We start from the raw sequence: 25257 nt of genomic DNA, 5'->3' as shown, positions 1-25257 counted from the left end.
TCTGTTTTTTACCGGCTTTTATCTTTTTTGTCCATTTTTCTATTCTGTTTTTTTACTTGACATAATAATCTAACATTGTCAAACTACCAACAGCACCGGATGCTCGGCCAGGCGGCGGGCTAAAAATTCCAGCAGCAGCACCGAACTGGCGCTGGCCCAATGAAAATCTTCCAATACCAAAAGTACCGGGCGCGGTTGGGCCAAGCCGATGAGACAATGGGCCATCGCTTCAAAGAGCCGGTCGCGTTCCTGGTCAATCTCAAGGGGAGGCGCATGGAATAAATGGGGTCGGCGGGCCTGCAAACCGGGCAAAATAGGCTGCAAGGCCGCCAGCCACAGTTCAGAAATGTCCAGCGCCGCCACTAAAGGCAAGGCACTTTGCAGGGCCTGCACGATGGCTTGATAGGGCATTGGCTCGGTAAACGTGGTTGCGCCCAACAATACCCGCCCTTCTTCCGGGTCAATCATTTTAGTTAGTTCATTGAGTAACCGGGTTTTGCCAATACCGGCTTCACCGCCGACCAACACCAGGCTGCCCCGCCCCTGCGCCGTTCGACCCCAGGCGGTATGTAATTGCTCCAGTTCGGTCTGGTGGCCCACAAAGGGCAATAGTTCCCTCGGTTTTGGGCCGGTTGAGGCAGCGATTACCAGTGGGGCTTGTTGCGGCTCAGTTACGGGTAGATTGCGCTTGATGCGTTGGTAAAGGTCTACCGTTTCGGGCATCGGCTCAACGGCCAGTTCTTCGGCCAGGTGCCGGGCAAATCGTTCGTAGGTGGTCAGCGCGCCGGCGCGGTTGCCGCTTTCTTGATAAATTATCATCAGTTGTCGCGCCGCGTCTTCGCGCAATGGATCGCGCCGCAAGATTTCCTGGCCGTAATGCAACGCCTGGGCAAAGTTGCGTTGGGCGCGATACCCGGCGGTGAGACGGGTCAGGAGGGCAAAGTAAAGATCGCGCAGTCGTTCGCGCTCGTAAAAGAGCCAATCTTCGTACAAGTTTTCCAGCAGATCGCCCGTATAAAGTTGGACAGCCGCCGCCAGAGTCGCCTCCGTCCGGCTTTGTTGCTCAAATTCAGCGACATCCAACCAGTAATCGGCTTGGGGATTCCATTGGATGGTTTGGTGGTCGCGTAAAATCCAGGTTTCGGCCGGCGGGTTGGGTAAGGGGAGGGCGCGGTTGAGGGCATGCAAATGTCGGCGCAGGTTGGCGCGGGCGTCGGTTTCGGACACATCGGGCCAGAGCGCAAAGGCTGCTGTATCGCGGGAGAGGGTCTGGTTTCGTTGCAGCAAGAGGTACGCCAGCAGCGACTCTACTTTAGGGCGAGCGGCAACGTCAAGAGGGTGGTTATTGAAAAAGACACGGAGTTGACCCAATAAATGGATGTGAAGCATCAGCATAGTTCCCGGCAGTTTGCATGGTTTATGATACTCAGTCTGCCCAAAAAGGGGAATCGGACAAAAATCCTAATGTACCCAAACCCATCAATAGGGAGGGGTATTTTGTTACAATGGGTTAGTTGCACATTCCAGAATTTAAAGTATCATTGGGCCAACGCCTAACCACAAAAATTCTGTCCGAGCATCAGAAGCAACCACTGCCACTCTCTCCATCAGTACAATCACCATCCTTAAAAATTCTCTTAACATCAGCATAAAAATGACAGGAAGGTCACAATGAAGAAGTTTTTTTCAATGATTGTCGCCACCAGCCTGCCGTTGGTGGCCCTGGTAGTAGTTTTTGGTATCCTGGTCGCTGGCCCGGCCCAGGCTGCGCCCCTGAAGTCTCCCCCTGTCGTAACCCAGGTTGACCCCTCATCTGCGCCCAATGACCTTGAGACAGCGATTGTTATCACCGGCAGTAATTTTACTGCCGAGTTGTCCGGTACTGTTGTCATCACTCCCCCCACGGTGCAGGTGGGCAGCACAACGTTGGTAGATGTAGGGTGGGTCAGTAGCGCCACCTTAACTGCAACCGTACCGTGGGGCTTGCAGCCTGGCGTTTACCCCTTAACTGTGACCAACCCGGATGGCGCTTCCGCCGGCCTGTCTAACGCTTTTACCGTGACCCAAGCCATTGGGATATGGACTACGGGTGGGCCGTATGGCGGCACCATCAATCAGCTTGCTCTCAACCCTCTCCTTCCTACTACGCTCTATGCGCGCGCCTTTGACGTAGGTATATTCCGTAGCCGAGATGCAGGTGACAGTTGGGTGTTTGTATTTGCTGATAGAAACACCAGCGCGTTGGCGGTAGACCCCCTGTCGCCTAACAGAGTATATGCTAATCATGGACAGGCAGGCCCCTATCGCTCAGATAATGAGGGTGACACCTGGACGCCTATTCCTATTTCCCCTTCATTGTGGGCCGGTGGCGGCACCCCCAGCCATTTTCAGATATACCCCCACCCTACAAGTCCGGGAGTTATATACGGCACGGCTCAATCTGTGCCGGGTACGCCCAATCCGGGGACGGGGCTGGTTAAATCTGTTGATTATGGTCAAACGTGGGCAAGCGCAATGACTGGCCTGACCGATACAGAAGTGGCCGCCCTGGCGTTTCATCCAACCAACCCCCTGACTATGTACCTGGCCACCGAGAATGGTTATCTCTTTCGCACAGCCAACGGCGGCGACTCATGGACCTTTGCCTCTCGGCCGGTTACGGTCACTGCTGATGTAACTATTATCGGTTTGGCCGTCAATCCCTTTAGTCCTCATGAAGTATGGATAGGGAGCGATTATTTCACCGGCTGTCCAGCCGGGGCCATAATTAAAAAGAGTACCGGTTCAGACTTGACCACATGGTCGCCCGTTGAAATCTTTACCGGCCAGCCAAGCTGCGCTTCGATGATTGTTTTTGACCCGGCTACGGCTAACCGCGTATTTATTGCCGGCCATTCGGGTAATCATCAAACGGTTGATGGCGGCGCAAATTGGACCTCTTTTGGCCCTAATAATTTGGTAACAGACTTTGCCTTACCCCCAACCATCCCCAATACCATTTTCGCATCCGACAGCCAATATGGAGTTTGGAAAACAACCAACAATGGTACAGATTGGACCATCGTTAATCAAGGTTTGGCAGCAATCAGACCCAAACAGTTGGCTGTGGCCCCCGGCCATCCAGAAAAGGTTTATGCCCTGGTGGACGGCTGGCCGGGCGTTTTTAAAACCGACTCCGGGGGGGGAGCCTGGCAATTTTTGGAAAATGGGATACAAGGAAGCAGCAGTTTGTTGCTGGACCCATTTATACCGGGCCGGGCTTACTATGGCACCAATGAAAAGGTTTATATCAGCAGCGACGGCGGGGTAACCTGGCCCATATCCGGTACGCTTATGTCGCCGCCGCAATATGCCGGTTGCTGGCTATGGCCACAAGTATTAAAAGCCGACCCGTTAAATTCTGGCGTTCTGCTGGCTGGGATTCAACATGCGTGTGGGAGTGCTTTCTCCGCTCAAGGTAGCATTTACAAAAGTGCCAATTATGGGGCGCAATGGACCCGCATGAGTTTTAGCCAGGAAATCAGCCAGGTCACTGATTTGGCCTTTGATCCCATAAACTCAAACGTAGTTTACGCCGCTACATCGGGGAGCGGCCTTTTTAAGAGTACTAATAATGGCGATAGTTGGCTGGACATTGGCGCTCAGACTGCGGAGTTACGTCTGGCTACTGACATCCTGGTAGAGCCGACATCGCCCTACCGGGTGTTTGCTGGCAATGGCAGCGGGGTATATAGGTCAAGTGATGGGGGGGTATCCTGGCAGATGGTTGGCCAACATTTAGGGTTACAGGTAGAGCAACTCTATTTTGCCGGTATTCCCCCCACCCTGGCTCTCTATCAAGCCACAACAACCGGCCTGTTTCGCTCGTTCAATTTGGGTAACTCTTGGCAGCGGGCCGCCGGGGCTTTAGGCTATGCCAATGTGAATTCGCTGGCAGCCGGAATAGCAGCAGAGCGGGTGATTCTATATGCCGGTACCGCCGGCGGCAGTGTCACTACCGGCGGGATGCAATTGGATGGTATGGCCGAAGAGACATTGGTTGAAGCCGGGATATATCGTTATACCTCGGAAACCAGGGGAAAAGTATACCTGCCGACTATATTCAAGAACTGATGCGTTTTCGGAATTTGGCCATATCAATCAATGAATGGTAGGGTAAAGGGACCCATGACCCCTTATTAATCAAAATCTCAACGGAGGACAAAATGAAGAAGTTTTATCCTATGATTGTCGCCGTCAGTCTACCGCTGATGGCTCTGGTAGTAGTTTTTGGTATCCTGGCTGCTGGCCCGGCCCAGGCTGCGCCGCCGGTTCGGCCGCTCTACGCGCCCGGCGATTGTACAGTGACCAGCACCTTAGACAGCGGGCCGGGTTCGTTGCGGCAGTGTATGTTGGGCTTGCAGGCAGGAGCGACGATTACGTTTAGTAACTCTGTTTTTCCACTAGGCACTCCGGCTACTATTACGCTAACTTCCGGTTTCTTGCCTTTTATTACCACCGATACTGTTACGATTGACGGCAGTAATGCGGGCGTCATTATAGATGGGAGTAGTTTAGGGGTTGGCGATGGACTGGTCATTACCGGAACCAATAATGCCGTCATCAGGGGATTACAAATCCAAGATTTCCCCGGCAATGGCATCCACCTGACCAATGCAAGTACCAGCACGATTGGCGGCATAAACAGTTCACCTGATACGGGCTGCGCCGGTGATTGTAATCTCATCATCGGTAATCAAGATGATGGGGTGGATCTGGATGGCAGCGCCACAACAGGTAACACCGTCAGTGGCAACCACATTCTGAACAACGGTGACAACGGCGGGAGTGGTGTTTCCATTGATGATGGCGCGACCAACAATACCATTGGTGGAACCACATCCAGTGAACGCAACCTGATTTCAGGCAACAAGGAATACGGTGTGCGGGTTGATGGTAGTAGCACAATGAGCAATACCATCAAAGCTAATTACATTGGCACTAATATTAATGGTTTGGCTGCAATAGGTAATGCTATGTCGGGGGTGCTTATTTCTGAAGGGGCACGGTACAACATCATTGGCGGTAATACCCCTGGAGAGCGCAATCTCATCAGCGGCAATGTTGATGGCGTGATCATCAGAGACCTTGACACGATGAGCAATACGGTTAGCGGCAATTACATTGGCACCAATATAACAGGAACATCAATCGTCAGCAATACAAACCTGGGGATTATTATTGATTGGGCTGGGCATAATCTGATTGGCGGTAATACCCCAGCCGAGCGTAATTTGGTCAGTGGTAACGCTTATGGTGGTATCATTATTTCTGTGGGCGCTCACAACAATATTGTTAAAGGGAATTACATTGGCACCGACGCAAGTGGTACCATTGATTTGGGAAACACCAGCTACGGCATCTTATTCCGCTACGGCGCTCACGACAACCTGGCGGAGAACAATTTGATTGCTTATACAAAATACAGAGTTGATCAACGACCCGGCCCCGGTATTTTTGTTATGGAGAACGGTAGCATTAATAATACGCTGCGGCAGAACCGCATTTACCATAATGACGACAATGGCATTCTTTTGAGAGACGGCGGCAACCAGGAACTCTTCCCGCCCATTCTGACCAACGTCAGCACCAACACCGTTTCGGGCCAGGCCCCACCCAACAGCACAGTGGAAATCTTCTCTGACGCCGAGGACGAAGGACAGTACTATCACGGCTCCACTTCTGCCAACGCCTCCGGTAACTTCACCTTCACCCAGGCCAGCGCCTTCACCGGCACCAACGTGACGGCCACCGCCACCGATAACACCGGCAACACCTCGGAGTTCTCCTCGGCCTACGAGCCGTTGGTGGATGTGCAGGTGATTGCCATTCTCCAACCTAAAAAGGCGGGCAAACAAGGGCAATCGGTCATCCCGACGGTCAAAATCGGCAATGCGGGCACTACGGCTGAGACTGGCATCAACGTGTCGGTGCAGGCCGGTGGGACAGCCCTGAGCGCAGACTACGGCCCTCACAACCAATCTACAGACCTACCGCCGTTGGGCTATGCTACATTGAGCTTTCCCTCCCTCACGCCCGCTAATGTGGGCAGCTACCACTTCACCACTACCGTCACCCTGACCGGCGACCAGGATACCAGCAATGATGTGCAGACCCAGACCGTTGCCGTGTCCAGCGACGTGATTGACCTGTGGGCCCGGGATAATGACAGTGACAATGGCGACGTTCCCACCACCTCCTTCTGGCAAAGCCCCGACATCTGGGTGCGCAATGCCGATGACGGCGGCCTGGAACATCAGAACCCCCTTAGCGGGACGACCAACTATGTTTATATGATCGTGCGTAACCGGGGCAGCGCGGCCTCTCATACGGGTGATACTATCAAGGTCTACTGGCACGAACCGTCACTGGGCATCAAATGCGACGATTGGGCGCTCATTGGCACGGCGACGACAAACAGTATTGCCCCCACCACCGGCACGCAACTCCTCAAATTTAGCTGGATACCGACCCGCACCGGTCACACCTGTTTGCACGGCGAAATCAACTCTGCTGATGACCCGGTGGTGCACCAGTGTGACATCCCCTGGGACAACAACCTCAGCCAGCGCAATGTGGACATCATTCCCGGTGGAGCCGGAGCGCAGGCAGTGGGGGCCATTGTGTTTGAGGTGACCAATATCAAGAGCGCGCCCAAGCCCGTTGACCTCATTGTGGATGTGTCCAATGTGCCTGATGCCAACGCGGTGCGGCTGGACCTGGACAGTGAGTTGGCCGGGCGCTGGGCCAGCGTGAATGGATATGCCAAATCCAGTGGGATTGCCTGGACCGGGGGCAGTGTGATAACCATCACCAACGCCAGTTCGGGCACCATTGCCGGTATTCCGATGTACGGCAGTGAGACCCAAACCGTCACCTTGTGGGTCAATGCGCCGTCGGTTGATACGACCACGGTGACGATCTACGAAGCCATTGATGGGGGGCCGGGCGTAGCCTTGGTTGATGCCATTGTGGGGGGCAACACGTATGTGTTCAGTTCAGAGAAAATGAGCATTTATTTGCCCATTATTCTCAAGAATAAATAATCTCCTATAAATTGTCAGCCAAAGAGGTTGTCGCGTTTAAGAGACAACCTCTTTTTTGAGTCAGAGCCACAATCACTCAACAACTTGACCAGCCCTAACAAATCAGGTACATTCAAACGCAGAAGTTTGTTAGCCCAGGATACGTGATGGGACCGGATCAAAAACTCTCTGCGTCTGAAGACGAACTCACCTGGCCTGAAACCCCTTCGGCCATTCTCATTATGGGCAAACGCCAGGGCACAAAAAAAGAGAATAAACAATTGCGGGGCCGGGTGGCTATGGCCGCCGCCCTGTGGTATAGCGCCCCGCAGCCCAAACCTTATCTCCTTTTTGTAGCCTCAGACGTTCACGGGCCGGCGCGTCGGCCCGACGCGAAAGTGGTGAAATCAACCTTGTTAGAAAAATTCCAGATTCCCGCCGACTATCTGATTGTGCGCCGGCGAGCCAACTGCACCATGCTGGAAGTGAGAGCGGCGCGGGCCTTGCGCCGCGCTTACGGCCTGGCCCAAATTTTTGCCATCACCCACCTTTATCACGCGCCTCGCGCCCAGCGTTACCTGGATGAAGCCTGGCTCAACGCCGCCGTTATTCCGGTTCACCCCGCCATCCTGGCCGAGATAACATTTCCGGCGGAGTATGCCGACCTGCTGCCCGAATTACGAGCTATGATTATTGCTTCGTTGCCCGGCCGGTTGGATAATATCCGGGAACACCTTATCGAGTGGTTACTGGGGTTGGCCCATACTCTGGACCGGCGGGGGCGCTTTGAGCGCCAGCTGGCCTGGGCCTTGCGGCCAACGGCGTATCGGTAAAATGTTATGGGTTAGCGGTCAGGTTTAAAAATCTTCCTATTGCTTTTTCCCGCTATATCGGTTAAACTGGAAGCCGGGTTACAAAACTGCCTGCTTCCAAAAATAGCCAGGCCTTTTATGGCTAATCGTCATTAACCTCAACTCATCACTTTACCTTGCCGTCAGGTGTCCTCACTTTGAACCTATTTGTAGCCTGTTCTTATATTCTCCCAGGTTAGATGAGTTTATAGAACCCTTATTATAGGGAAACCAGATAAACCTCATACAACCCGTTTCACAAAATTGGCATTAGGATTCTTGTAGAGACGCACGGCCGTGCATCTCAGTAATAGTTGTATGACTTTTAAGAGATTTATCTATTAGAAAGGGGTTGATATTTGCTAACAACGTTTTACAGGGTTGGGGAATTGATTTAAGTTGTTTTCAGGAGGAAAATAATGTCCATGTTGAAAAAACTATTAATGATAAACGTTAGCCTGGGATTGGCCGGCCTGATGGTATTTGTCGCCATTAGCCTGGTGGCCGCTGCCGGCAACTGGCAGGCAATAGGGGTTGACGGCGGGTGGGTGTTTGAAATTGTGGCGGTCCCAACCAACCCCACCACCCTCTACGCCCGCGCCGGCGATGCCCTGTTTTCCGGAGCATATTTTGAACCCGGCGCCGGCCTGTGGAAAAGTGCCGATGCCGGCGCAACTTGGCAACTAACCGGCCTGCCCGTCGAAGTTGACCACGAAAGTGTACACCAGGGGTTAACGGCCGTCGCTGTGGTGACTAACGGCCAAAATATTTATGTCTCCAGCCTGATTGGCCAGGTGGGTGGGCCTACACCGCAACATTCTCGCCTGTGGCGGAGCGCGGATGGGGGCAATAGCTGGAACAGCGTGGTGCTACCCAATAGCAATATCTTTGCCCTGGCCCACTTCAGCAGCGCTGGCAGGATCATCGCCGGTTCAGACCCCGGCGCAATTGGTGGCGCGCCTATCACCCGGCCCCTCTTTTACGGCAGTAATGGCGCTGCCTGGAACCTGGCCAATGTAACCCCAATTACGGCCAATATTCACACCCTGGCCGAAAGCGGGGGCGGCTTTATGTATGCCGGTGGCGAAGCCGATAACGGCAGCGGCTATAACGAAACTGTTTATACCAGCACCGACGGGGTCAATTGGACCCAGGCCTATATCGGCAGCGACAATGAAGTATTTATGCAAATTGTGGCCGACCCCACCAACGTTAACCGGGCCTATGCTTTGGTAGGAGGGGATCTCTCCCCGGTTGCCAGTGCCGCGGGCACGGTGTACTCGACTACCAACCGGGGCCAGAGTTGGACCGAACTGCCTAACCAACCCGGAATGCTCTTTTATGTCCCCAACGCCATGGCGATTGACAGCCAGGGGTGGCTTTACGTGGCCACAACGCAGCCCCTTCTTTTTCCTCTTCCGCCGGTCCTTGGCGCTGTCTATCGCAGCACGGATCAGGGGAATAGTTGGGGCTTGCTGGGCCAGGCACCCAGCCAAAAGAGTATCAACCATTTGACCGTTGACCCCAACAGTGATAGCGTACTCTATTTTGCCAGCATTGCCAACGATAATTCAGCCGGGGTATATAAAACACCGGCCAGTTACCAGGTGGGGGCCACTGCCTTTGAGTTTGTGGCGGCCAATACTGACCTGCGAGCTTACCCGGTCAATGGCATTGCTGCTCTGAACAATACGGTTTACGCGGCCACAGGCGCTTCTGATGGTCTTTTGATTAGTGGCCAGGGCCTTATCCAAAGCGCCAACAGCGGCCAAAGTTGGAGCCGGTCCAGCAGCGGGGAAAGCAACTATGCCGGAGCTGTAGCTATCCATCCCACCAATCCCAACATCGCTTACTTTGGCGGCCTATCTTCCCTTGGAGTGCCTGATGTGTGGCGCACCACCGATAGCAACCTCTGGGTGGCCTCGACCTCTGGCTGGCCAGATTTGCCTTCAGACTTGGCCATTGATCCGACCACGCCGGCCACCATTTATGGCGCTTCAAGTTTTGGCCTGTTAGCAAAAAGCACCGATAGCGGCCAGAACTGGACCCCTCTAACCGGATTGGCCATAGGTGGGACAGCCATAGCCGTGCATCCCACCAATCCACTGGTCCTCTATGCTACCCATACTGGGCCTACCGTGACCATTAAAAGCAGTGACGGCGGATTGACCTGGACCGATCTCATCACCAGTAGCGGCTGTGGCGGCAACGATGTGCTGGTCAACCCCATTACGCCAAGCACGGTTTATGCCATGGATTGCCAGGGCGTTTTTTTGAAGAGTCTTAACGATGGCGCTGCCTGGACACCCGCCTACATCACCGCCAGCCTGGGCTTAACCACGTTCAAGCCCTCGTTGGTGCCGTTCCCCCCGCTTTTTGGCCAACTGGCTTACGACAGCAAGGCGGGGGTAATTTACGCGGCCCTGCACCAGTATGGTCTGGTATCCAGCAGCGATGATGGGGTTACCTGGAGCCGGGTAATGGGCGACGGGCTGCCCTCAGTGATGATCCTGTCCGTTTTTTACCAGGCCGATAAGGATATACTTTATGTGGGCACCGCAGCCGGTTTATATGCCCGCAGCGCGGCCGGCGGCATATTTTTGCCCATTATCCGCAAGAATTCTTGATGACCTGCCCGAAAACGATAGGTTGTTGAGCGCATCAGGGCCTTTCGGGTCTTTTTAGACCCGAAAGGCCTGTTTTTTAGGGCCGTTCCAGGCCGTGCGCTTCCAGCAGCGCCTCGTTGTTCATTAGTTCAATCGTGGGGCCGTCGGCCACAATGCGACCTTCGTCCATAATCACCATCCGGGGAAAAAGCTCGCGTACCATTAACATGTCGTGCGTGGAAACAAGCATGGTCAGGGGCAGGTCGTGCAACAGGTTGATGAGACTGCGCCGGGCGCGGGGGTCTAACCCGGCCGATGGCTCATCGAGGATAAGAATATCCGGCTTCATCGAAAGAACGGTGGCAATGGCAATGCGTTTTTTCTCGCCCACGCTGAGGTGGTGCGATAGGCGGTGGGCATAATCAAGCATGGCCACTTGGGCCAGGGCCTCATTCACGCGGGCGTACACCTCGGCTTCGGGAAAGCCCATGTGCAGCGGGCCAAAGGCCACGTCCTCAAAAACCGTGGGTGAAAAAAGTTGGTCGTCCGGGTTTTGAAAAACCAGCCCCACCCTGGCCCGGATAACCGGCAGGTTGGGCTTGACCACCGGCAGCCCGGCCACCTGAATGTGCCCGTCGCCGGTCAAAATGCCGTTGAGGTGTAGCATGAGCGTGCTTTTGCCGGCCCCATTTGGTCCCACCAGGGCCACCTTTTCGCACGGCTCTATTTGCAGCGATACACCGCGCAAGGCTGTTCGCCCATCCGGGTAGTTGAAATGAAGATTTTTTACCACCAGGGTAGGCTGGTCATCAACCGGGGTACATGGTCCGGCTGTTTTTTTTTGTTTTGCTTCGTGAATTACAGGCATCTTGATTGTCCAGAAAATTTTAGTTTGAATAGCGGGCGTAACTCGTATTGCGTATCCCGTGCGAATACCCTGTGTACATTACATGCCTTGGTTCTAACGCAGGGGCACTCGCCCAATTATTTGCAGCGCGGTTAACATTACCAGGGCTATGCCCCCCATTGCCCAATCCCTGAAGCGCATTACGTGGGGGTTAAGGGTTTGGAAATGGCCTTGGTAGCCGCGGGCCAGCATAGCGTTATACACCCGGTCGCTGCGCTCGTAGCTGCGCAAAAAGAGCTGCCCGGCCATATTCCCGGCCACGCGCGCCCGCCAGATAATCGAGCCGCCTCCTCTCCCACCGGCCGGTTTTGCGCTGCGGGCCTCGCGGGCGCGTAACAGGCGTATTGTTTCGTCAACCAGCACAAACAAATAGCGATACGTAAAGGAGATGACGGCCACCAACAAATGGGGAAAACGCAGGTGGCGCAGGGCGTGCATCAGATCTGGAAATTGGGTGGTAGCAATGAGCAAAATAGCCATCTGCACCGACAGCCAACTGCGGATGACAACGCTGGCAAAGCGGGTCAAGCCTGCATCCGTGGCTACGGCCTGCCAGGGGCCAAGCGTCAGGGTGAAGATGGGTTGGCCCGGCAGCGTAAAAATCACGGTCATTGCGGCCAGGGCAAAGGGCAGGGCAATGAAGGATCGCTTAAAGGCATACGTCAATTCCAGGCGAGCCAGCCCATTGACCCCCAAAATCAAACCCCAGGCCAGTAAAAAAGCCGGCCAGGCTCCATCGGGCAAAAGCACATTGGAGATAATAAAAAGAAGGGCGCCCACTACCTTAACGCGAGGGTCCAGGTGGTGGATCAGACTCTCTTTGGTTACGTAACGATCAAAGGTGTTGAAATGCATGGTCGTAAAACCAAAATTTGTTTTTACCCGGCCAACATCAAGGCCCATCTAAATTGGCCAGGCCTTCGCGCAGCGCGTACAGGGCGGCCTGGGTGCGATTGGCCAGGTGGAGTTTGTCTAAAATATTGCGCACGTGCGTGCGGACCGTCCATTCGCTCAAGACCAATTCGGCGGCGATTTCCTGGTTGGTCAACCCCCGCGCAACCAGTTTCAGAATATCAACCTCGCGTCCGGTCAGGGGGTCCGGGGTGGGCGGTAAGTCGGAAGGTTGGTTGAGTTCGTTGATCAGTTTGCGGGCAATGGTAGGGTGTAACGACGACCGGCCTTGATAGACATCCCGGATGGCGGCCAGCAAGTCATCAGGCGATGAGTCTTTCAACAGGTAGCCCAGGGCGCCGGCCTTGATGGCGGGAAAGACTTTATCGTCTTCGGCAAAACTGGTCAGGATAAGAATTCGCGCCTCAGGGTACGCTTGTTTGATCCCCGGGATGGCTTCTAAACCACTCATGCGCGGCATCACTAAATCCAGCAAGATAACGTCGGGCTGCAAAGAACGGGCTTTGGCTATGGCCTCCAATCCATCTACGGCCTCGTCTGCCACGGCCATATCCGGCTCGCTGGAGATAAGGGCGCGTAAACCCCGCCGCACCACGGGATGGTCGTCAACAATGAGCAGGCGGATCGGGTTTGAACCGGTCATAACGACTCCTCCATACTTTGGTTCATTTTGACCCTCACTTTGACCGTCGTGCCTTCGCCAGGGTTCGACACAACGGTCAAGAAGCCGCCCAGTCGCTCGACTCGTTCTTGCATGCTCATCAGGCCCATGCCGCCCCTATCGCCGACGGCGTCAGGATTAAAGCCCTGGCCGTCATCGGCCACTTCAAGCGTCACTAAACCGTCTTCTGCCTGAAGCTGCACCACAACGGAGTTAGCTGAGGCGTGTTTGAGGGCGTTGTTCAGGGCTTCCTGGGCAATGCGGTAGAGACTCTCTTCCACAATGGCCGGCAGCAACTCTACGCCTGCCACCAACAGCCGGGTTTTTACACCGGCCCGTTCTTCAACCGCATCCAGTCGTTGTTGTAATGCGCCAACCAGTCCCTCCTGGGTCAGGGTTGGCGGTCGCAATTCGTAAACCAGTAAACGCATTTCCTTAAGGGCCTGTTGGGCAATGTCCCCCAGGTCGGTCATGTAAGTTTCAACGTTTTCCAGGTTTCCTTCTTTGGCCAGGCGTTGCCCGGCCCCGGCCAACAGGTTCAGGCTGTACAGTAACTGGGTCACCGAGTCGTGCAGTTCCCGGGCCAATCGCGCTCGTTCTTCCATTACGGCTGCCTGTTCGGCCTGCCAGCGCAGCCGGGCATTTTCCACAGCCACACCCACCTGGTCGGCAATGGAAGCCAGCAAAGCGACTTCTTCCACGTTGAATTGATGGCCGGCCGGGCCAAGCACGCTGGTTACGCCCAATACCCGCCCCCTGGCGCGCATGGGCACGCCGGCATAAGCCTTAAAGTTACTCTGGCGGATAGCCAGCGGCACACGGGCGTCGGCAGTTACATCAGACACCACCAACGGCTCGCCGTGTTCAATGATCCAACTGCCTAAACCGCTGTCTCCGGTCGGGGAGTCTAGCCGGCCCATCAAACCAGGGATGCCCTGTTCCACCGCCAACCGAAGCGTTTCCCCGGCCAACGGGTCTTCTTCCAATAAATGAATAGCGCCTGCATTGGCCTCCATAGCGGCCAGCAATCGCGCCAGGGATTGTTCCAGGATTGTTTTGAGGTCCAGAGATTCGCTGGCTGCTGCGGATACGTCGTACAGAGCCGATAGTTCCCGGGTGCGGCCCACAACTCGTTGCTCCAATTCTGTGTTGAGTTTTTGGATTTCGGCCTGGGCTTGTTTGCGTTCGCTAATTTCTTGGGTGAGTTCCTGGGCATAGATTCTGGCCTGCTCGTAAGCAATTTTTAATTGCTGAAAATTCTCTTGCAGGGCCTCTTCTATTTGCTTGCGCTCGCTGATGTCTCTGGTCACAGTCATCAGCGCAAAAGGTTTTCCCGAAGCTTCCTTGATTAAGGTTGCGCTGATTTCACCGGGAAAACAAACGCCATCTTGGCGCAGCAGGGTATATTCAATATTTTTTGTCGTCCCTTCTTGGATGGTTTTTTGCAGATTGGCCATCGCTCTTTTCCGGTCTTCTGAGGCGATGAAGTCAAAGATGTTTTGGCCATATACTTCTTCTAACGTGTCAAAGCCGTGGAGATCAAGGATGTGAGGAGAGGCGTAAGTAATGTTGCCGGCCAGATCAATCACCATCACGGCGTCGGGCGAGGTTTCGGCCATTGTTTTGTACAGCTCTTCTGATTCCCGCAGTTTTTTTTCCAGGCCATGCCGGTAGAGGGCTGTTTCAATGGCGGCGTGCAGTTCCTCTTTAGCAAATGGTTTTAGCAGATAACCAAAGGGTGCGGTGATTTTGGCGCGGTGGATAGTTTCCGCGTCGGCGTACGCGGTAAGATAAATTACCGGGATGTCAAAACGCTGCCGAATTTGGGCGGCGGTTTCCACGCCGTCTAATTTGCCTTTCAGTTTGATGTCTAACAAGATTAAATCAGGCCGGGTTTCAACCGCCAGATGAACAGCCTCTTCCCCCATAGCAGTAACCGCCACCACATTGTAGCCTAACGCTTGGAGTTTATGCTCAGTATTCATCGCCAAAGTGGCTTCGTCTTCAGCCACCAACACCCGAACCGCCATGGTCCTATCTCCTTCATCACTAGCCGTTAGACCATTTTATCATATCATAACTCCAATTCTATTACAACGGCGGCAGATAATTGTTGTCATTTGAAACAGCCCCTATCTTGACACAAACCGATTGCCTTTGAGCCAAAAACGCCAGGGCGCTATTTGATCCTGGGGCTGCGCATAATCAATGCCAATGCGAGAACCGGTGGCAATCCGGGCTTCAGGGATGGGGGCGGTAAATTCCAGCCACAATTTTTGGCCCAAGGTCATGTCCCAATTATTGAGGGTTTTGTCAATAGCCAGCGCCTGGCACAGTTTGGCCGGTCCATTGGTTAAATTTGGCGCGTTGGCCGGATGCCCCCGCCGGTTGGCCTGCATAACCGCCACGCCTGCCGTTGGCTCTATGGCCCGAATAAGCACTGCCGCCGGAAAATCTAACGGTTCAGTGACCACGTTCAGCATATAGTGCATGCCGTAGACCAGATAAATGTAGGCGCGCGCCGGCGGGCCAAACATTATCTCGGTGCGAGGCGTGCGTCCTTTGCTGGCGTGGCTGGCCGTATCAAACGGGCCAATGTAGGCCTCGGTTTCAACAATCAGGCCGCTCAAATAATGGCCTTCAATTTCTCGCGCCAGGCGCTGGCCCAATAACATCCGGGCCACGGTTAAGGTAGGTTGAGCAAAAAAATCTTGTTTGATAATGTTTGTGGTCACAAATCACCAATAGGATAAGATAATGAAACGTCATTGTACTTTATCTCGGATGCGTTTCAAATTTTAAATTCCAGATAAATTGGAAGTTTGATAGTCAGGAGAGCCAGATTTTTGGTTTTGAAAAAACTCTAAAAATAGTAACATTCTCCCTGCACCACATGGCAAAAATATGGTATAATAAAACATATTTTGGTTGTGTTCAATCTTTATGTCTAACTTGGCGGCGCCGCTCAAACTTAATCTTTTTAATCACTTTATTCAACGCTGGCAGGGCATTGTTGGCAGCGAGATTCTGTTTCTATCGCCGGCCGGAGAAGTGCTGGCCAATTCCAACGGCGTCCCGGCCAACAACTGGCCGGAAATATTAGCCCAAGCCGCGCCCAACCATCCCACTTTTTTAACCCATGCCAACCAGGCCGTATTAATCGCGCCCCTGGCCGATAGTCACCAGGCCCACGGTTATCTGGTGGCGCTCGATGCCCAGCCCCAGGATACCCCCTTGTTAACCTGGGGCGCAGAAACCATCGTGGCCCGCCTGACCGACGAAATGGCCTTGCAAGATATGACCGACGAGTTGATTGGGGCCTGGGATCAACTGGAATTGGTCTATCGAGTGACCCAAAACCTGGCCCTCACGTCAGACCTGATTGCCACGCTCAAATCCATCCTCCAAGAAATCCGCAAAGTGATTGACACCCAAAACGGCTTTATTTTACTAAAACGCGCCGGTAGTTTAGAGTGTGTCACCTGTACGCCCGGTTTGCGCCATCAAGTGCATAATGAAACACTGCTGGACAATCTTATTAAGGCCAATCATGTAGTGTTGTGCAACGATATCGCGACCTGTCGTGACCTTTGGCCGGATGCGCCGGCCTATGTTGAAAATTTACTGGCCACGCCCTTGCTTATCCTGGATGAAGAAGAAACCAAAGTAGCCCTGGGGCTAATTAACAAAGCCAATAAAAACTTTACGGCAGGCGATGTGAAACTATTGGCCGCCCTGGCCCAACAGGTGGGCACGATCATTAAAAATTTCCTGACCCACCAAAAGCTAATTCTGGAAGAGCGTTTGACCCGCGAACTGGAAATTGCCGCCGAAATCCAGGAAAGTTTTTTGCCAACCAAGTTGCCCCAAATGGGCGGGTTGGCCATTGCCGTGGCCTCTATTCCCGCCTCAGAAGTTGGCGGCGATTTTTATGACTTTATCACCGTTGACGAGCGCAATCTGACCCTGGTTATTGGCGATGTGGCCGGCAAGGGCATTCCGGCGGCCATGCTCACCTCGGTTACCAGAACCATGCTGCGGGTAGAGGCCATGCGGGGCGAACTCCCCCACCTGATCATTGACCAGGCCAATAACGTGCTGCACCAAGATTTAAGCCGGATCGACTCGTTTGCCACGGCCTTTGTGGCGGTGATAGATACTTACGAAAGCACCCTCAATTATGCCAGCGCCGGTCACACCCCCGGTATTCTCTGGCGGGTCAATACGCGCACCACCGAACAATTGCGGGCCACCTCGCCGCCGATAGGCATTTTTGGCCATCAGAGCAAAGCGGTGGACACCATTCACCTCAACCCTGGCGATACCCTGGTTCTTTACACCGACGGCATTACCGAGGCGCAAGCGCCCAACGGCAACCTGTTTGGCCTTAATCGCCTCATTTACACCATTGAGTCGCGGGTTAACGAGCCGCCCGAAGTGCTCCAGCAGGCCATCCAGTCTGAAATTGCCAATTTTCGGCGCAATGCGCTGGGACGAGATGACGCCACGCTGCTTATTGTTAAAATCCTGCCCCAATCAGAGGGGGTCGCGCCTAAAGATATTTCCACCATCATCAAAACCGTGAACTTTTCTTATCCCGCTGATGTGAAATACCTGGGCGACATTTCCCAAACAGTAAGCGCTGCCTGCCAGGAGTTACCCGCCTTACCGGTTTCCCCCAATGCCGATGATTTTATCTACCTGGTTGAATTGGCTATTTCAGAAATTTGCACCAACATTATCAAACATGCCTATGCCCGTAAAGACGGTCAGATCAAAGGCCAGATAACCTTGCTCAATAACGGGTTGCAATTAGACCTTTACGATACCGGCGAAAGTTTTGATCCCACCGTTATTCCACCGCCCAACTCCGACCCTCACCGGCTGGAAGAAGGCGGCTATGGCTTGCACATTGTCCGCCAGATAATGGATGTTGTTTCTTATGATTACAATGCTGAAACAGGTAATCATTGGCGTCTCTTAAAACTATTGCCACCTGCCTGAGCCGCAAGGCCTGGTGATCATACTGTATCGCTTAAATTGCATCTTGTTTCTTTAATGATTACAATAGAGCCTGACTGAGTAAACAACAATCTGTAACATGTTCTAACCGTTTGTCGAAACCCCTCGGCCTGGGTTTGAGCCACCGGCGGACCGGGTTCAGCCAAACAAAAAAGTTACCCTGACCCTAATTGTATCAACTTGCAAACACATTTGGAGGAAATCTATGGAGATCACTACAAAGTCTGTATCCTCGGCGGTCAATATTGTTTCATTCAACGGCGCCTTGAATGCGCGTTCGGCTGAAGAGGCCAAACAGACATTCAGAAACTTGGTTGAACAGGGTGTCACCCAGGTAATTGTTGATCTAAAAGAGGTGCCCTTTATTGACAGTTCCGGCCTGGCCGCCCTGGTTTCCGGTTTAAAAACATTGGGCGGCGAATCCGCCAATCTCAAACTGGCCGCTCCCCAATCACAGGCTCGTTTGTTGTTTGAACTGACCATGTTTGATCGCGTTTTTGAAATTCATGATAGTGTTGAGGATGCCTTGAATAGTCCGGAAGAGTGAAAGGCAAAAGCCAATGGACATCATATCCCAAAACCTCGAGACGGACGTTATGCTGGTTCGCCTCAATGGCCGGCTCGACGCCACCACCAGCCCGGAAGTCAGGGCCACCCTGCAAAAATTATTGGAAAAAGATGAGCCAAAAATAATTATTGACCTGCAAGAGGTGCCTTTTATTGACAGTTCTGGCTTGGCGTCGTTGGTGTCGGGCTTGCGTTTGGCGCGCGAAAAAAATGGAATTATTGCTTTGAGCGGCATCCAACCCCAGGCCCAAACCGTTTTTCGTTTAACCATGCTCGACCGGATTTTTCCCATTCATCCTACCTATAACGATGCCAGGCAAAGCCTGATTTAAGCGAACCGTGTAAATTTCTGTGAGCGCAACCATTTTGATAATTGATGATGCCGTACATATCCGCCGCCTGGTAGCCAGAATGTTAGAACAGGCCGGTTTTTCCACGTTGCAAGCGGCCGACGGGCTTGAGGGTTTACTTTTGTTAAGAGAACAAAAACCGGACGTGGTTACCTGTGATATTTCTATGCCGCTTATGGACGGCTACGAATTTTTGACCGCCGCCAAAGAATCCCCCGAAACCCGGCACATCCCCATCATCGTGATTACCGCCATTGGTCAGGAAGAAGAAGTGGCCAAAGCCTCGGAAATGGGCGCCGACGCTTACCTGACCAAACCTTTTAGTTCCAGCAACTTGCTTGAAACAATTCAGACGCAACTAAAAAAATAAACCCTGCCAATCCAATCCTATTAAATAGCAGCAACTTACAAGTGTCCTATAGCTACTGAGGAGGCAACAATGAAAAAGCAGTGCTTATTGGTTTGCTTGATAATTGCGCTTACTTTGATGTTAAACGGCTGCGGCGCAACGTCTCCCCCGGCGGAAACGGCCCTTCTCCCAACCCCTACACTCCGGCCAGCCACCACCTCAGTGCCTCCTACGCCCATCCCTTCGCCCACCGCTACCCCTGTCCCTCCTACTGCCACCCCTCCACCCACCGCTGCCCTTGCCCCCCCCACGCCAACAACTGTACCGTTTGCCCTGAAAAGCGGCGCCTTTGGATCAGGCGACACAGTTCCTCAGCAATATACCTGTGATGGCGAAAACATCTCCCCCCCGCTGAGTTGGAACGAACCACCTTCCGGCGCGCAAAGTTTTGCCCTCATTGTTGATGACCCCGACGCGGTGCAGGTGGCCGGTATCGTTTGGGTGCATTGGGTGCTCTACAATGTACCCGCCTCTACCCGTTCCTTGCCCGAAAATGTTCCGGCAGACGCTCAACTTTCTGACGGCAGTTTGAGCGGCACCACCAGTTTTAAGCGGATGGGTTATGGCGGCCCTTGCCCGCCGCCGGGTTTCCCTCACCACTATGTTTTTAGCCTTTACGCTCTGGATACCGGCCTCAACCTGGCCGCCGGCGCCACCAAAGAAGAAGTGTTGCAGGCCATGCCAGCCCACATCCTGGCCCAAACAGAATTAGTAGGGATATACGAACGCAAATAAAATAATAAACTTTAGTAATCTAAAAGTTTATAAAATCACCTCAAAGTTGACAAAACAAATAGCCTCCTCTATAATCTAACCGTTCATTTCCAATACTGCTTTTGCAGGAGGTTCCCCGTGGCCCGAGTTCTATGGGTAGAAAAACAAATTGATTACGAACCGCAGGGCATCATGTCTATGTCTGCGGTGTTAAAAGAGGCCGGGCATCACGTGGCCCTCACCATTGCCGCCCAGGAAGACCCGGTGCAGGTTGCCAAAGATTTTCAGCCCGACATTCTCGGGTTTAGCACCATGACCGGCTCGCAGCATTATTATTTTAAACTCAACCGCCGTCTCAAGGAAGCCTTGAACGGCCGGGGCAAACGAGTGTTGAGCGTTTTTGGCGGCCCGCATCCCACCTTCTTCCCCGACATCATTCACGAAGAGGGCGTTGATGGCGTTTGCGTGGGTGAAGGTGAAGGCCCAATAGTGGACCTGGCCAATGCCCTGGACAACGGCGGCTTCCGGCCGAACCTCCTCAACTGGTGGTTCGACGTTGACGGCGAGATCATCAAAAACCCGGTGCGCCCGCTCATCCGCCAATTGGGCAACTTGCCCATGCCCGACCGCGAATTGATTTACAGCAAACACGCCCCCACCCGCAACAGCCCCATCAAACACTTTATGGCCAGCCGGGGTTGCCCCTACCATTGCACCTACTGCTTCAACCACGCCTGGTACAAAATCTACACCCGCGAAAAGCGCGGCTACCAGCGCACCATTGATTCCGTCATCGAAGAGGTCAATTGGGTGCGGGAACGCTATCCGCTGGAACAGGTTGTTTTTCTGGATGACCTGTTCATCATCTACATGGATTGGCTGGAAGAATTTGCCGAGCGTTTCCCCAAAGAGGTGGGCCTGCCCTTCTTCTGCAACGTGCGTTCCAATTTGCTAACCCCCGAAAAAGTGGCCCTGCTCAAAAAAGCAGGGGCCAACACCGTGAGCATGGGCATTGAGGCCGGCAACGATCGGCTGCGCAATGAACTGCTCAAACGCAAAATGTCCCGCGAAACCATCATCGAATCGGGCCGGATGTTGCACAAGGCCGGTATTAACCTGACCGCCACCAACATCCTGGCCCTACCCACCGCCACCCTGGAAGACGACCTTGAAACCATGCGCCTTAATGCCGCCGCCAAAGTAAAGTATGCCCACGCTTTTTTGTTCCAGCCGTATCCGGCCACCGAGTTGGGTGAATTTACCCTGCAAAATGGCCACATGGCCGGCAGCTTTGAGGATATTGGGGCCATTGCCTGGGATAGGTCCATTCTCATCCGCGATAAAAAAGAAAAAAACCAGATGGAATATCTACAACGCTGGTTTGCCCTGGGCGTTGAACATCCCTGGCTAGAACCGGTAATCCGGGTGCTGATCAAAGCGCCTCGCCATAAATTTATAGACACCCTCTACTGGTGGAATCACAAATTGTGGAAAGGATGGGCCATTACGCGCCGCGTGCATCCAATCAAAATTACGCCCAAAATCATTTGGGATAACGCCGCGCACTTCTTAAAAATGGAAGCTTAGCGGATTAGAAACCGGAATTCCAAAAGAGGATAGATGGAATTCGAAAGTTATGCTTATAGCCATATTGCGGGCGCGTTGTACGGGCAGGCTCTGGGCGATGCTTGGGCCATGCCGGCCTATTTCCGGCCCGAACAAACCTGGGAACATTTCGATGGCTGGCTGGAAACCCTGCTGCCGGCTCCCGACGACCATCCCCTGCATGCCGGTCTGCAAGCCGGACAGGTTACGGGCGACACCCACCTGGCCCTGACCCTGGCTCAAACCATTATTGCGGATGGCCAGGTGACCCTTGAGGGCGCCACCAGGGCCATTATAAACTGGTACGATCACGTAAATGGCGACAACGCTCCCTTTGTGGCCCCCAACACCCGCCGCCTTGTAGCCGCCCTTAAATCTGGCGCAAACGTGAGCCTATCTGGCCTGGATTGTAATACCAACACCATGGCCATGGGCATTAGCCCGGTTGGTTTGATCCATTCCGGCAACCCTGATGCGGCCATTGCCGACGCCATTACCGTTTGCACCCCCACCCACTTTGTAGACGTGGCTATTGCCGGGGCGTGCGCCGTAGCGGCGGCCGTAGCCCAGGCCATGTCGGCCGATACCACCCTGGAAGAGATTGTTAACGTGGCCGTCCACGGCGCTCAGATAGGCCGCGAAAACGGTCGGCCCGGTTTGGGAGCCTCGGTGGCCCGGAAAATTGATGTAGCGGTCAATTGGGCCGTTGAGGCCCGCCTGTCCGAACGCGACCGCCTGCGCAACCTCTACGACCTGATCGGCTCAACCCTTTCCGCCGCCGATACTGTCCCTTGTGCTTTTGGGGTGTTAGCCATGGCCAACGGCGACCCGGTTGAAACGGCCATGTTTGCCGCTGCCCTGTCGGGCAAAGCCGATACGGTGGGGGCCATTGCCTGCGCCCTGGCCGGGGCCTGGCAAACGTTTGACGTTATCCCCCTTGAACATATTGAAACATTGCGCCGGGCCAATCCCCAATACAACTTTGAGCAGATAGCTGAAGGCTTGTTTGAACTGGCCTGTCAAAATTACCGGGCCGCCCCTCAAAACAATGCAGACACGCTGGCCGCGCTGTTAAATGATTTAGCCGCTGAAACTTAAAAGGCAGCGCCAGAATGGCCGGGCGAGTCTCTCCCAAGCGTCTCCCTGGGGACAATCCCTTATAGTGACAAAACCGGCAATACAAAACTGAATCGCGCTCCTTGCCCCACCTGGCTCTCCACCCAAATCCGGCCGCCATGCGCTTCAACAATGCGCCTGGCAATGGCCAGACCCAGGCCAGCCCCGCCGGTTTTACGGCTGCGGCTTTTTTCGCCCCGGAAGAACTGGTCGAATACGTGGGGCAAATCCGCGGGGGTAATGCCCTCGCCGGTATCGGCGACATCTACCTGCACCCCCTCCGGCGTTGTGTGGGTGGTCAGGGTGATTGAGCCATCAGCCGGGGTGTGGGCCAGGGCATTTTGCACCAGGTTATCCAACACCCGTTGGATTTTGGCTAACTCGGCCTGGACCATGGGCAAGTCTCGGCCAAAAACGCCCCGCACCAAAATTTGTCTGGCCCTGGCCTGGGCCTGCATAGACTCCAGCACATCTGAAAGAAGATCGTTCAGATTGACCGGCTCCAGTTGGAGTTGAACGTGTTCGCTTTCCAGTTTGGATAATTCAAACAGGTCATTAATGAGATGGGATAGGTTTTCTATTTGCGAGCGGATGGTGCCATAGTAGCGCTGCACAGTGGGCGGGTCGGAAACCACGCCGTCTTCAAGGGCTTCGATCATGGCTTGCATCGAGGTGAGCGGCGTGCGTAAATCGTGGCTGACGGCGGCAATTAAATCCCGGCGAGCCTGTTCCAGCATTTTTTGCCGGGCAAACGACCTGGCTAACTCGTCGGCCATTTTGTTAAAAGCCTGGGCCATGTCGGCCAACTCGTCGGCCTCGCTCACGCTGACCCGCGTTGAAAAATCCCCGGCCGCAATTTTGTGGGCGCTCTCCTGGAGCTGGCCCAAGGATTGGGCCATACTGGCCGCCAATAGATAGCCAAATGACACCGAGAGCATACCGGCAAAAATCAATAGCAGTCCCAGCAACAGAAAGTCGTGCATAGAAACAAACATCAATTGGGAGGTTACATAAATGTTGATAAGGGCAATGACAATGCCCAGGCCGTAAGCCAGCAGCATTTTATAACGGATGCTGTGCAGCCACTTACGCCCCAGCATAAAAATAAGGTAACCGGCCAACAACGAAGGCACGCTGGAGGTTAACAAAAATCTAAGCAAGGCCCTTAAATCATCGGCGGGAGCCTGCATGATGTAAATGGCAATGCCCACCGCCGTTAAAAAAGCCCCCGCCAAGCCCAACAGCGAGAGCCACCAGATTTTTTTCCAGTTCATTTGGGTGTTCATCGGTTCTCTTACCTGTCTGCTTGCGCCTGGGCGTTAAATTTATAGCCAACGCCCCACACGGTGGAAATGTGTTCCGGTTTGGTGGCGTCTTGCTCAACTTTTTCCCGTAACCGGCGCACATGCACGGTCACGGTGCTGGCATCGCCAAAAAAGTCATAACCCCACACGTTATCAAGCAACTGATCGCGGGTAAAAACCTGGTTGGGATGATTCATCAAAAACCAGAGCAAATCAAACTCCTTGGCCGTTAACATTACTTCCTGGCCGTCTTTGGCCCACACCTGGCGCGTGGCGGGATTAAGCGTGATCTGGCCCCTGCTCAGGGGTTGGGCGTGAGGGTCTACCAGGGGTTTAGCCCCGGCCCGGCGCAGCACAGCTTTAACGCGGGCCACCAATTCTTTGGGGCTAAAGGGTTTGCTCACGTAATCGTCTGCGCCCAATTCCAGGCCGGCAATGCGGTCCGACTCCTCGCCTTTGGCGGTGAGCATGATAATGGGAATATCGTAGTCGCCCTGGCGCAGAATGCGGGTTATTTGCAGGCCATCCACCACCGGCAACATTAAATCAAGCACAATCAAATCCGGAATTTTGCGCTCAATGGCGGCCAAAGCCGTTGGCCCATCGGCCGTAACTTCCACCTCAAACCCTTCCCGGCGCAGGTATAGTTCTACAACTTCACGGATATTTGGTTCGTCGTCAACAACCAGGATGCGTTGTTTGGCAGACATACAGACCTCGTTTCATTTGCCAGATTTAGGCACTACGTATGGCCTATCACGTTTCTTCAACCAACAGCGCCTTAACAATCTGCTCCTGTTTTTCATAACCGCCTTCGCCAATATGAATGTAACGGATATGGCCTGTTTTGTCAATGATGTATTTGGCGGGCCAGTAGTGATTATTGTAAGCTCGCCAGGTTTGCCAATTGTTGTCAATGACCACGGGGTAAGGCACCTCCAGGCGGTTGATGGCTTCTTTCATGTTGTCAATATCTTTTTCGTGGCTGAATTCGGGAGTATGCACGCCGATGATGACCAGGCCATCGTTTTTGTACTGGTTATGCCATTCCCTCCATACCGGTGAATTTAGCTTATGTCAGAAATCTTACAATTTTATTGCAAGGTCTAAAAACAAAACACGCGAAGTAGAGCTACTTCGCGTGTTAATGTTCAATCTTTTTTGAAGCA

The 25257-nt window shown here is 53.6% G+C and carries 20 protein-coding genes; 11 read left to right on the top strand and 9 right to left on the bottom strand.

What is annotated here, in order from left to right; translation table 11 throughout:
- Positions 1-78: 78 nt before the first annotated feature.
- A complete protein-coding gene (locus JW953_03910; GenBank protein MBN1991823.1) occupies positions 79-1389 on the bottom strand; it encodes an AAA family ATPase in 1311 nt (436 codons plus the stop codon).
- Positions 1390-1671: 282 nt separating this feature from the next.
- Between JW953_03910 and JW953_03905 the strand changes: the two genes are divergently transcribed.
- The 4 genes from JW953_03905 (at position 1672) to JW953_03890 (ending at position 10542) form a co-directional block, all read left to right on the top strand.
- Positions 1672-4113, top strand: a complete 2442-nt coding sequence (locus JW953_03905) for an IPT/TIG domain-containing protein (protein MBN1991822.1) — start codon at positions 1672-1674, stop codon at positions 4111-4113.
- Between the two features lie 92 nt (positions 4114-4205).
- Positions 4206-7085: a right-handed parallel beta-helix repeat-containing protein gene (locus JW953_03900; protein ID MBN1991821.1), complete on the top strand. Its 2880-nt coding sequence runs from the start codon at positions 4206-4208 to the stop codon at positions 7083-7085.
- Positions 7086-7231: 146 nt separating this feature from the next.
- Positions 7232-7897 (top strand): YdcF family protein, encoded by a 666-nt coding sequence (locus tag JW953_03895; GenBank protein ID MBN1991820.1) that lies wholly within the window; start codon positions 7232-7234, stop codon positions 7895-7897.
- Positions 7898-8334: 437 nt separating this feature from the next.
- Positions 8335-10542 carry a hypothetical protein gene (locus JW953_03890; GenBank protein ID MBN1991819.1) on the top strand — a complete coding sequence of 736 codons (2208 nt, stop codon included), beginning with the start codon at positions 8335-8337 and terminating at the stop codon, positions 10540-10542.
- Positions 10543-10618: 76 nt separating this feature from the next.
- Here JW953_03890 and JW953_03885 read toward each other — a convergent pair whose 3' ends face one another.
- From JW953_03885 to JW953_03865, 5 genes are all read right to left on the bottom strand, one after another.
- On the bottom strand, positions 10619-11389 hold the full coding sequence (locus JW953_03885) for an ABC transporter ATP-binding protein (GenBank protein MBN1991818.1): 771 nt from the start codon (positions 11387-11389) through the stop codon (positions 10619-10621).
- A gap of 93 nt (positions 11390-11482) precedes the next feature.
- Positions 11483-12283 carry a cobalt ECF transporter T component CbiQ gene (cbiQ, locus tag JW953_03880; protein MBN1991817.1) on the bottom strand — a complete coding sequence of 267 codons (801 nt, stop codon included), beginning with the start codon at positions 12281-12283 and terminating at the stop codon, positions 11483-11485.
- 37 nt (positions 12284-12320) lie between these two features.
- Positions 12321-12983 carry a response regulator transcription factor gene (locus JW953_03875; GenBank protein MBN1991816.1) on the bottom strand — a complete coding sequence of 221 codons (663 nt, stop codon included), beginning with the start codon at positions 12981-12983 and terminating at the stop codon, positions 12321-12323.
- Positions 12980-15031, bottom strand: coding sequence for a PAS domain S-box protein (locus JW953_03870; GenBank protein MBN1991815.1), 2052 nt, complete (start codon positions 15029-15031; stop codon positions 12980-12982). The genes JW953_03875 and JW953_03870 overlap by 4 nt, the downstream gene beginning before the upstream one ends.
- Before the next feature lie 102 nt (positions 15032-15133).
- Complete coding sequence (locus JW953_03865; GenBank protein ID MBN1991814.1) at positions 15134-15724, bottom strand: DNA-3-methyladenine glycosylase; 591 nt, start codon at positions 15722-15724, stop codon at positions 15134-15136.
- A 220-nt stretch (positions 15725-15944) separates the two neighbouring features.
- On the opposite strand from JW953_03865, the gene JW953_03860 reads away from it, so the two are divergent.
- The 7 genes from JW953_03860 (at position 15945) to JW953_03830 (ending at position 22766) form a co-directional block, all read left to right on the top strand.
- Positions 15945-18005: a SpoIIE family protein phosphatase gene (locus JW953_03860; protein ID MBN1991813.1), complete on the top strand. Its 2061-nt coding sequence runs from the start codon at positions 15945-15947 to the stop codon at positions 18003-18005.
- Positions 18006-18228: 223 nt separating this feature from the next.
- Positions 18229-18570 (top strand): STAS domain-containing protein, encoded by a 342-nt coding sequence (locus JW953_03855; GenBank protein MBN1991812.1) that lies wholly within the window; start codon positions 18229-18231, stop codon positions 18568-18570.
- 13 nt (positions 18571-18583) lie between these two features.
- The gene (locus tag JW953_03850) at positions 18584-18922 is read left to right on the top strand and encodes an STAS domain-containing protein (protein MBN1991811.1); all 339 of its coding nucleotides are present in this window, start codon (positions 18584-18586) and stop codon (positions 18920-18922) included.
- A 19-nt stretch (positions 18923-18941) separates the two neighbouring features.
- Positions 18942-19310 (top strand): response regulator, encoded by a 369-nt coding sequence (locus tag JW953_03845; GenBank protein MBN1991810.1) that lies wholly within the window; start codon positions 18942-18944, stop codon positions 19308-19310.
- A gap of 117 nt (positions 19311-19427) precedes the next feature.
- The gene (locus JW953_03840; protein MBN1991809.1) at positions 19428-20084 is read left to right on the top strand and encodes a YbhB/YbcL family Raf kinase inhibitor-like protein; all 657 of its coding nucleotides are present in this window, start codon (positions 19428-19430) and stop codon (positions 20082-20084) included.
- A gap of 117 nt (positions 20085-20201) precedes the next feature.
- On the top strand, positions 20202-21650 hold the full coding sequence (locus JW953_03835; GenBank protein ID MBN1991808.1) for a radical SAM protein: 1449 nt from the start codon (positions 20202-20204) through the stop codon (positions 21648-21650).
- Between the two features lie 33 nt (positions 21651-21683).
- Positions 21684-22766: an ADP-ribosylglycohydrolase family protein gene (locus JW953_03830; GenBank protein MBN1991807.1), complete on the top strand. Its 1083-nt coding sequence runs from the start codon at positions 21684-21686 to the stop codon at positions 22764-22766.
- Between the two features lie 59 nt (positions 22767-22825).
- Here JW953_03830 and JW953_03825 read toward each other — a convergent pair whose 3' ends face one another.
- The 3 genes from JW953_03825 to JW953_03815 are packed head-to-tail and all read right to left on the bottom strand — an operon-like array spanning position 22826 to position 25108.
- Positions 22826-24070: a HAMP domain-containing protein gene (locus JW953_03825; GenBank protein MBN1991806.1), complete on the bottom strand. Its 1245-nt coding sequence runs from the start codon at positions 24068-24070 to the stop codon at positions 22826-22828.
- An 8-nt stretch (positions 24071-24078) separates the two neighbouring features.
- Positions 24079-24798 (bottom strand): response regulator transcription factor, encoded by a 720-nt coding sequence (locus JW953_03820; GenBank protein MBN1991805.1) that lies wholly within the window; start codon positions 24796-24798, stop codon positions 24079-24081.
- Positions 24799-24844: 46 nt separating this feature from the next.
- Positions 24845-25108 carry a redoxin domain-containing protein gene (locus JW953_03815; GenBank protein MBN1991804.1) on the bottom strand — a complete coding sequence of 88 codons (264 nt, stop codon included), beginning with the start codon at positions 25106-25108 and terminating at the stop codon, positions 24845-24847.
- Positions 25109-25257: the final 149 nt, after the last annotated feature.

Source organism: Anaerolineae bacterium (assembly GCA_016931895.1).
Lineage (GTDB): Bacteria > Chloroflexota > Anaerolineae > 4572-78 > J111 > JAFGNV01.
Note: the sequence above shows the minus strand (reverse complement) of the source record. Positions and strands in the feature narration are given on the sequence as shown.

Coding starts and splice junctions, on each gene's coding strand:
- JW953_03910 (MBN1991823.1), bottom strand. CDS start 1,389: ATGCTTCACATCCATTTATTGGGTCAACTCCGTGTCTTTTTCAATAAC.
- JW953_03905 (MBN1991822.1), top strand. CDS start 1,672: ATGAAGAAGTTTTTTTCAATGATTGTCGCCACCAGCCTGCCGTTGGTG.
- JW953_03900 (MBN1991821.1), top strand. CDS start 4,206: ATGAAGAAGTTTTATCCTATGATTGTCGCCGTCAGTCTACCGCTGATG.
- JW953_03895 (MBN1991820.1), top strand. CDS start 7,232: ATGGGACCGGATCAAAAACTCTCTGCGTCTGAAGACGAACTCACCTGG.
- JW953_03890 (MBN1991819.1), top strand. CDS start 8,335: ATGTCCATGTTGAAAAAACTATTAATGATAAACGTTAGCCTGGGATTG.
- JW953_03885 (MBN1991818.1), bottom strand. CDS start 11,389: ATGCCTGTAATTCACGAAGCAAAACAAAAAAAAACAGCCGGACCATGT.
- cbiQ (MBN1991817.1), bottom strand. CDS start 12,283: ATGCATTTCAACACCTTTGATCGTTACGTAACCAAAGAGAGTCTGATC.
- JW953_03875 (MBN1991816.1), bottom strand. CDS start 12,983: ATGACCGGTTCAAACCCGATCCGCCTGCTCATTGTTGACGACCATCCC.
- JW953_03870 (MBN1991815.1), bottom strand. CDS start 15,031: ATGGCGGTTCGGGTGTTGGTGGCTGAAGACGAAGCCACTTTGGCGATG.
- JW953_03860 (MBN1991813.1), top strand. CDS start 15,945: ATGTCTAACTTGGCGGCGCCGCTCAAACTTAATCTTTTTAATCACTTT.
- JW953_03855 (MBN1991812.1), top strand. CDS start 18,229: ATGGAGATCACTACAAAGTCTGTATCCTCGGCGGTCAATATTGTTTCA.
- JW953_03850 (MBN1991811.1), top strand. CDS start 18,584: ATGGACATCATATCCCAAAACCTCGAGACGGACGTTATGCTGGTTCGC.
- JW953_03840 (MBN1991809.1), top strand. CDS start 19,428: ATGTTAAACGGCTGCGGCGCAACGTCTCCCCCGGCGGAAACGGCCCTT.
- JW953_03830 (MBN1991807.1), top strand. CDS start 21,684: ATGGAATTCGAAAGTTATGCTTATAGCCATATTGCGGGCGCGTTGTAC.
- JW953_03825 (MBN1991806.1), bottom strand. CDS start 24,070: ATGAACACCCAAATGAACTGGAAAAAAATCTGGTGGCTCTCGCTGTTG.
- JW953_03820 (MBN1991805.1), bottom strand. CDS start 24,798: ATGTCTGCCAAACAACGCATCCTGGTTGTTGACGACGAACCAAATATC.